Source organism: Streptomyces sp. NPDC001380 (genome assembly GCF_042895785.1).
Lineage (GTDB): Bacteria > Actinomycetota > Actinomycetes > Streptomycetales > Streptomycetaceae > Peterkaempfera.
Genome location: NZ_JBIAWP010000011.1, coordinates 219,803 through 226,111 on the forward strand (window position 1 = coordinate 219,803; position 6,309 = coordinate 226,111).

Here is a 6,309-nt window from a genome sequence, read left to right on the forward strand (position 1 = left end):
GCCCCGCAAGGAGGAACGACCGTGCACGGAGGACCCCGACCCACCCTGCCCGAGGAACTGCTCCTGCTCTGCGCCGACCCGGTCTCGGGGCGCCTGCGCCGCCCGCGGAACTTCAACCGGGTCCTCGGCGGGGCCCTCCTCGCGGAGCTGCTGCTCGCCGGGGCGGTCACCGTCGAGGGCAGGCGGATCACCGGGGTCCGGCCGATCGCCACCGGCGGACCCGCCGACGGCCTCCTCGCCGCCCTCGCGGCCGCCGCGGGCAAACGCGGCCGAGGCCCGAGGCTCGACCCCTGGGTGCGCAGGGCGTCCGTCCGCGCCGACCGGCCCCACCTCGACGCCCTGGAGGCACGCGGCCTGCTCACCGCACGCCGCCGCCGCATCCTCGGGATCCTCCCCTCCACGGTGTACACCGCCGTCGGGCACGACGGGGTCCAGGCGCGGGCCGTGCACCTGCTGCACGGACTGGCCGCCGACGCACCCGGCGGCCCCACCGCCGCCCACGACCTTCCGGACCTGCGCGACCTGCACCTCGCGGCGCTGCTGGGCGCGGCGCGCCTCGACCGCCGGCTCGTCCGGGGGCCCGGCGCCCGCACGGTCCACCGCCACGTCCGGGAGCTGGTGCGCGCCACGCCGATCGCCGACGCCGTCCGCCGCGTCCTCCAGTCCGACGAGTCCGCCGCCGCGAGCGGCTCGGGCGCCTGACCCGACCCCCGGCGCGCCCGGACGCAGCCCTCCGTACGGGTGCGCGGAGGTGCGGAGCACCCCTCCTGGTCAGGTAGGATGTACGTCGAGCGGGCGCCGCTAGCTCAACTGGCAGAGCAGCTGACTCTTAATCAGCGGGTTCGGGGTTCGAGTCCCTGGCGGCGCACAAGGCACCACCGTTCGAAGCGGGCCCCCACGGCATGCCGAGGGGGCCCGCTTCGTGCGTGCGCCCACGGCGGGAACGCGGACACCGGGCCGTGGTGACGGGAACCCCGCCCGCAGCCCCCGCGCCGCCGGTCCGCGGACGGCCCTCCGGTCCGGCCCGCCCTCCGCGGACGTCCGGGCGGCACCGGGCGGAATCCGCTCGCGGCCGGCTCCGCCCTGCGGCGAGAATGCCGGGGACCCGAGCCTCCGGGAGGGCGGCCGTGACCTACCCACGACATGCACGCAGCAGCCTGGACGGGCTCGTCCTCGGCGACGCCTTCGGGGACGGCTGGTTCACGCTCTCCGGCGAGCCCGTGGAGGAGCTGTGGGCCGCACGGCGGCTGCGCCCCGCACCGTGGCTGTGGACGGACGACTCGGCGATGGCCCTGGTGCTCTTCTCCCACCTCGTGCGGAACCGCGGGATCCGCCCGGACGGCCTCGCCGCGGAGTTCGCCGCCGAGTACGCGCGGGACCCGGCGCGGAAGTACGGGCCGTCGATGCACGGCGTGCTCCGCCGGATCGGGGAGGGCGAGCACTGGCGGACCGTGACGACCGGGCAGTTCGGCGGGCAGGGCTCGTACGGCAACGGGGCCGCGATGCGGGTCGCGCCGCTGGGGGCCTGGTTCAAGGACGACCTGGACGCGGCTGCCGAACAGGCCCGGCTGTCGGCGCTGACCACGCACGCGCACCCGGAGGCCGTCGCAGGTGCGGTGGCCGTGGCGGTCGCCGCCGCGCTGGCGGCCTCCAGCGAGGGCGGGGACGCGCCGGATCGCGGGGGCTTCCTGCGCGAGGTGGCCTCCCACCTGCCGGACAGCGACGTCCGCTCCCTGCTGCTGGTCGCCGCAGGCCTCCCCGAGGGCACGTCGGTGCGCCATGCCGCATCCGTCCTGGGCTCGGGCTACCGGGTCTCGGCCCCGGACACGGTGCCGTTCGCCCTGTGGTCCGCCGCCGGCCACCTGGACGACCTGCCCGAGGCCCTGTGGCAGACCGTCGGCGGGTGGGGCGACCGCGACACGACCTGCGCCATCGCCGCGGGCGTCGTCGCCGCCCGCACCGGCACCGGCGGCGTCCCCGAGGCGTGGTGGGAGGCCCGGGAGGACATCCCCGCCCTGGGCCGGTGGACGCCGCAGCCGTAGCCGCAGCCGACGGAGCCGGCCGCCGGGACCGCACCGTCCGCGGCCCTCGTGCCACCCGTCGCCGGGACGCAGCACCGCCGGGCCCGGGACCGCAGCGCACGGCCGCCGGCGGGAGCTTCGTCCCCGGGACGTCCGGCAGGACACGCGATCGGATGACACGCGGCCGTTTTGCGGGCGGCGGGCACGGGTCGTGCACTCCCCTGGAGGGGCGGGCCGCCGCAGGGCCGGTCGGGGGACATGCCGCCGTGCGCCCTGCCTGCGGCACGGGAAGCAGCAGCGGTCCCCTCGCACAATCGACCGGGGGGCGTTCGCAGGAAGGCGGCACCGCCATGGACGAGCCGACGACCGGGGGCCGCAGACCCGGGCGACCCTCCGGTGCGCCGCGGGGAGCCCACGGGCTGCCGACCCGCACGGCCCGGCGGTCCGCCGGGCGGACGGGGGCGGGGGCGGGGACGGGGTCCCGCCCGCCCAGGCGGCGGGACGGTCCGGAGCGGGCCGTACGACCGGAGGGAGCGGCGTGGACGCCATGACACACACGACCCAGGGGGCGCGCGGACGACACCCGGGAGGCGAGGCGGTCCCCCCGCCCGGTGCGGCCTTGCCGGCCGGAACCGTGAAGGCGTCGGAGGGCGCGGCGGCGGCCCACCTCCCGGGCTGCCGCTGCCTGCTGCGGGGCGGTCCCGCCCCCGGGGGGACGGCGGGCCGGCCCGGCGTCCTCCCCCCGCCCCGGTCCGGCTACTGGTGCGAGTGCACGGCCCGCACCCCGGGCCTGCCCCGGGAGTTCCGGCTGGGGGCCCGGCAGGCGGACACCCCGGACCTGGCCGTGCGGTGGCTGCGGGCCCGTGCGCGGGACGTCGCCGAGCAGTTCGGCCCCGCGTTCGCCGGACCGGTCCGGCACTGGCTCGCCGACGACCGCGAGCACCGGCGGGCCCGCGCGGCCCTCGCCAGGGGCGAGCCCTACACCGTCTCCGTGACCGACGGCACCACCCGCTACGTCCTGTCGGCCCGGCCGCGCTGAGCGGGCCCGTCGCGGCCGTGCCCGGCCCGTCGCCGCGTGCCCGCCCGTGCTGGGCCGTGCCGGGCCGCTGAACTGGGAGAGATGCCGGGCACGGCGGAGGGTGAGAGGCTGGCACCGTCGCCGACGCGGGAGTCACCACGATGATCTGCGCACACCTGGCCGAGGCGGGCTCGACGGAGCCCCCCGGCATCGAGGACACCGACGGCGGTCCGGGCTGCCAGGACTGCCTGGCCGCGGGGCTGCACGACTGGGTCCATCTGAGGCAGTGCCTGACCTGCGGTCGCGTCGCGTGCTGCGACTCGTCGCCGCGTCGGCACGCCACGGCGCACTTCCACGGCACGGGCCATCCCGTCATCCGTTCGGCCGAACCGGGCGAGGAGTGGCGGTGGTGCTACGTGGACGACCTGTTCGCATGACCCCGATGCGCTTCCGCGACCGGCGGCAGGCGGGGCGCGCCCTCGGCGAGGAACTACTGTCCCGCCAGGAGGCAGGCGCCCTGCCCGACCCGCTGGTGTTCGGCCTGCCCCGCGGCGGCCTGCCGGTCGCCCGCGAGGTGGCCGACGCCCTCGGCGCACCCCTGGAGGCCCTGGTCTCGCGCAAGATCGGCGCGCCCGGCCAGCCCGAACTGGCCATCGGCGCCGTCGCGGGCGACGCCCCGCCCCTGTGGGACCGGGAAGCGCTGGCCTGGCTGCGGGCCACCCCCGAGGAGCTGGCGCCCCTCGCCGAGCGGGAGCGCCGCGAACTGCGGCGGCGCGAGGACCTCTACCGGCGGGGCCGGCCCGTGCCCGACCTGGCCGGCCGCACCGTCGTGGTCGTCGACGACGGCCTGGCCACGGGCTTCACGGCGCGGGCCGCGCTGCGCTCGGTGCGCGTCCACCACCCGGCGCGCCTGGTCCTCGCCGTACCGGTGGGTTCACGCGAGGCCGTCGCGGCACTGGGCCGGGAGGCCGACGAGGTGGTGTGCCTGTACGAACCGCGCTCGTTCGGATCGGTCGGGCTCTGGTACGAGGACTTCGGGCAGGTCGACGACGAGGAGGCACTGCGGCTGCTCCACGGCGACGGCGGCTGAGTCCCCGCACCTGCCCGGCGGGACCGGCGCCGCACGCAGCCGCACACACACGCCCCCGCAACCGGACACACGCACGCAGACTCCCGCGTGGGAACAGGACGTGGCGGCGGCCGTGCGCTTCCATCGGATCATGAGACTGCACGCCCGCGCATGGGGATCCGGGGACCGCGTCGCGCTGCTGGTCCACGGCATGATGTCCGACCACCGCAGCTGGCGGCGGGTCGGACCGGCCCTCGCCGACCGGGGGTACAGGGTGATCGCCGTGGATCTGCGCGGACACGGCCGCAGCCCCCGCGGAACCGGCGCCACCCCGGCCGAGCGCTACGGCGCCGAGGCCCTCGCCCAGGACCTGGTCGACACCCTGCCGGCCGGGGCCGACCTCGCCCTCGGCCACTCCCTGGGCGGCCTCGCCCTCTCCCTCGCCGTCGAGAGGCTGCGTCCGCGCCGCGCGGTCTACTCCGACCCGGCCTGGTGCATTCCCGGCCCGGGGCGCGGACTGGGCCCGGAGGGCTTCGCCTGGTTCCGCACGGCGGCCCGCGAACAGATCGCGGCCCTCAACCCCCGGTGGGAGGCGGCCGACGTGGACATCGAACTCGACACCCTCGCGCTCTGGGACCCGGACACCGGCGGCGGGCTCTCCGACCTGGCGGGGCGGGCCGTCCTCCCGGAGCGGCCCGCCGTGCCCTCGCTGGTCCAGCTCGCCGACCCGAGCTTCGTCGTCGGCCCCGCCCACGCGGCGGAACTGGCCCACCGCGGTTTTGAGGTCCGTGTCGTCGCCGGTGCCGGACACACCATCCACCGCGACGACCTGCCCGGTTTCCTCGCCTCGCTCGACGGATGGATCTGAGCGCCGGATCCGGCGGCCGTTCCCGGGGGGCCGGATCCGGCGGCCGTCCCCCGGTCCGCCCGCACGCGCTTCCGCGCCCGTGCACGCACCGCGCCGTACCCGCCGACGGATACGACCGCCGGTGTGTCAGCTCCCGGCGTCGCCGCCCCGTCCGGACACGGCCGCGTCCCACTCGGCGAGCAGGCGGGACTCCTTCCCGGGGTCGATCCCGAGCGGCGTCTCCCCCTGCATCCAGGGCCCGGCATCCGCTCCCCGTCCGCGCACCCACTCCCAGGTGTCCCGCACCGTCTCGGCGACCGGACGGCAGTGGAACCCCCGTTCCCGCGCCGCAGCCGAGGACGCGAGCCACACACCGTCACCGCCCTTCCCGAGAGGCATCCACAGCGGCAGCTCCGTCCACGGCTCGACCCCGCGCTCGGCCAGGAAGGCGTCGTCCACCCACACGGGCTCCGCGTCGGAGCCGGTGACCGCCGTGCAGTCGCGCAGCAGGTCGCCCCAGGTGGTGTTGGACCGGATGCCCGTCGCCAGGAACCGCCCGGTGGTCCCCTCCGACAGCGCCCCCAGCATGAACGCGGCGATGTCGCGGACGTCCACCAGCTGCATCGCCCGGTCCGGGGCGCCGCCGGCCAGGACGCGTCCGCCTCGGGCGATCCGTTCGAGCCACCAGGGGAGTCGGCCCACGTCGTCGTACGGACCGACGATCAGGCCGGGGTTGACGATGAGGACACCGCCGTCGAAGTGCTGCTCGACCGCGCGCTCGCAGCCGGCCTTCAGCGCGTTGGGCGGTACGTCGCCGCGTTCGGCGTCGGGAGGGCACGGGTGTCGCGGGGACCGCTCGTCGACCGGCTCGGCGGGCCAGTCCGCGTAGGCGTGGCAGGAGGAGACGAAGAGGTAGGTGTCCGCGTGGCCCGACAGGATCCGCGCTGTCTCCCCCACCACCTTCGGCACCCCGCCACGGGTGTCCACCACGGCGTCCCACCGGCGCCCCTCCACCAGGGCCCGGAGGTCGCCCGCCACCTCCCGGTCGCCTCGCACCGTCTCGACACCGGGCGCGTCGGGGCCCGACAGGCCCCGGTTGAAGGTCGTGACGCGGTCACCCCTCTCCAGTGCCTGCGCCACGAAGGCACGCCCGAGGAACTCCGTCCCGCCGATCACCAGAATGCGCATGCGCCGAGCCTGCCCCGCCGGGACGCCGGCCTGTACCGGGTTCCGCCCTGAGCGGATCATCCGAGGGCGGACATGCGAAAGGGCCCCGCTGCCGTTCCCGGCTGCGGGGCCCTCCCTCAACAATTGTTCGGCGGCGTCCTACTCTCCCACAGGGTCCCCCCTGCAG

The 6,309-nt window shown here is 77.2% G+C and carries 7 protein-coding genes and 1 tRNA gene; 7 read left to right on the forward strand and 1 reads right to left on the reverse strand.

Going from position 1 to position 6,309, the window contains the following annotated elements; translation table 11 throughout:
* Positions 1-21 precede the first annotated feature (21 nt).
* The 7 genes from ACFY07_RS16400 to ACFY07_RS16430 all read left to right on the forward strand — a co-directional run bounded on the left by ACFY07_RS16400 (position 22) and on the right by ACFY07_RS16430 (position 4,976).
* A complete protein-coding gene (locus tag ACFY07_RS16400) occupies positions 22-702 on the forward strand; it encodes a GPP34 family phosphoprotein (protein ID WP_390869267.1) in 681 nt (226 codons plus the stop codon).
* A 93-nt stretch (positions 703-795) separates the two neighbouring features.
* Positions 796-868 (forward strand) — tRNA-Lys (locus ACFY07_RS16405).
* Positions 869-1,127: 259 nt separating this feature from the next.
* Positions 1,128-2,042 carry an ADP-ribosylglycohydrolase family protein gene (locus tag ACFY07_RS16410; protein ID WP_390869268.1) on the forward strand — a complete coding sequence of 305 codons (915 nt, stop codon included), beginning with the start codon at positions 1,128-1,130 and terminating at the stop codon, positions 2,040-2,042.
* A 598-nt stretch (positions 2,043-2,640) separates the two neighbouring features.
* Positions 2,641-3,060: a hypothetical protein gene (locus ACFY07_RS16415; RefSeq protein ID WP_390869269.1), complete on the forward strand. Its 420-nt coding sequence runs from the start codon at positions 2,641-2,643 to the stop codon at positions 3,058-3,060.
* A 140-nt stretch (positions 3,061-3,200) separates the two neighbouring features.
* Positions 3,201-3,476, forward strand: coding sequence for a UBP-type zinc finger domain-containing protein (locus tag ACFY07_RS16420; protein ID WP_230651684.1), 276 nt, complete (start codon positions 3,201-3,203; stop codon positions 3,474-3,476).
* A gap of 5 nt (positions 3,477-3,481) precedes the next feature.
* A complete protein-coding gene (locus ACFY07_RS16425) occupies positions 3,482-4,129 on the forward strand; it encodes a phosphoribosyltransferase (RefSeq protein ID WP_390869283.1) in 648 nt (215 codons plus the stop codon).
* Between the two features lie 130 nt (positions 4,130-4,259).
* Positions 4,260-4,976: an alpha/beta fold hydrolase gene (locus ACFY07_RS16430; RefSeq protein WP_390869270.1), complete on the forward strand. Its 717-nt coding sequence runs from the start codon at positions 4,260-4,262 to the stop codon at positions 4,974-4,976.
* Positions 4,977-5,102: 126 nt separating this feature from the next.
* On the opposite strand, the gene ACFY07_RS16435 is transcribed toward ACFY07_RS16430, so the two are convergent.
* Positions 5,103-6,143, reverse strand: a complete 1,041-nt coding sequence (locus tag ACFY07_RS16435; RefSeq protein ID WP_390869271.1) for an NAD-dependent epimerase/dehydratase family protein — start codon at positions 6,141-6,143, stop codon at positions 5,103-5,105.
* Between the last annotated feature and the right edge of the window lie 166 nt (positions 6,144-6,309).

Excerpts from the sequence above, each read along its gene's own strand:
- ACFY07_RS16430 (WP_390869270.1), top strand. The coding sequence starts at position 4,260 with ATGAGACTGCACGCCCGCGCATGGGGATCCGGGGACCGCGTCGCGCTG.
- ACFY07_RS16425 (WP_390869283.1), top strand. The coding sequence starts at position 3,482 with ATGCGCTTCCGCGACCGGCGGCAGGCGGGGCGCGCCCTCGGCGAGGAA.
- ACFY07_RS16420 (WP_230651684.1), top strand. The coding sequence starts at position 3,201 with ATGATCTGCGCACACCTGGCCGAGGCGGGCTCGACGGAGCCCCCCGGC.
- ACFY07_RS16435 (WP_390869271.1), bottom strand. The coding sequence starts at position 6,143 with ATGCGCATTCTGGTGATCGGCGGGACGGAGTTCCTCGGGCGTGCCTTC.